Here is a 1,097-nt window from a genome sequence, read left to right on the forward strand (position 1 = left end):
TTGGGCAGCCCGGCCGCCACCCGCACCGCTACAGCCCCCATCGCACCGGGTCCACCGAGTGCCAGTATCCTCATCCGCTCACTCCTATCTAGTTCCTTACGATCGAATGCTATACGATCGGTATGGAAGTGGGCAATCATTGATGGAGGAGGATCATGACCGACCGACAGTTCACGGACCCGGCTCAGCGCGGACCAGAGATCGACGACTGCCCGACGGTGGATACCTGCGCACGTGTGCTGGCCGATGCCTTTGCCCGTGAGTCGGCGACCTCCTGGATCTGCGGCGGTTCGTCCACCACCAGGGAGAACTGGTTCGACGCCACCCTGCGCGCCGATGCCACCATTCCCGGATCGCGCCGCTACGCCCTGACCGAGGACGGCGGCCGCCCCATCGCGGCCGCCGTCCTCACCCCGCCCGGAGCTCGGCTCTCACCTGCCGCTCAGGCGCAGTGGGCGGCCCGTGCGCTCGCGCGTTGCGGTCCCCGGTCCGTGCAGCGGACCCTGCGCTATCTCGACCTCACCGAAGCCGGTGCGCCCGAGAGTGCCTGGACGCTGGAGTTCATCGGGGTGGTTCCCGGCGCCGCGGGCCGCGGGGCGGGGAGGCGTCTCCTCGACCGTCTGCTGGCCGACACATCATCCGCGGCCGGGGTCTACCTCACCACCGCGGACCCCGGAAATGTGGCGCTCTATCAACACTTCGGCTTCGTCACCCAGAGGCGCCTGTCCGTCGGACCGCTGAATGTCGTGACCATGTTGAGAAGGCGTGCGAGCAGTCTGTAGCCACGAGCGGCCCGAGTACGAATGGCATGTAGCAACTCGATGACGATTCCGGTTACTTCGATCCGCAGGACTGCCGAGACCGGTTCGAACTGCTTCACCGACTCCGAGTTGATCCCGGACACCAACGCGCTCGGGCCGCGCGACAGCGCTGAAGAGCGCTACACCGCCGAGCTGCCGATCGTCGCCATCGAATGCGGCGGCGGCGCGCACCGGCCCCACACCCACTCCCACTCCAGCTGTGAGGTATATCCGTGCAGGTCCTGCCCATGTTGCGCAGACGAGTGCCGGCCCTGGCCGCTTTTCTGTTGCTGCTTC

General features: G+C 66.9%; 1 protein-coding gene. It reads left to right on the top strand.

The features are described from left to right. The first annotated feature begins 155 nt into the window (after positions 1-155). Complete coding sequence (locus ACFV8T_RS45645; RefSeq protein ID WP_385339825.1) at positions 156-782, top strand: GNAT family N-acetyltransferase; 627 nt, start codon at positions 156-158, stop codon at positions 780-782. The last annotated feature ends 315 nt before the right edge of the window (positions 783-1,097 follow it).

The organism is Streptomyces sp. NPDC059832 (assembly GCF_042731715.1).
GTDB lineage: Bacteria > Actinomycetota > Actinomycetes > Streptomycetales > Streptomycetaceae > Streptomyces.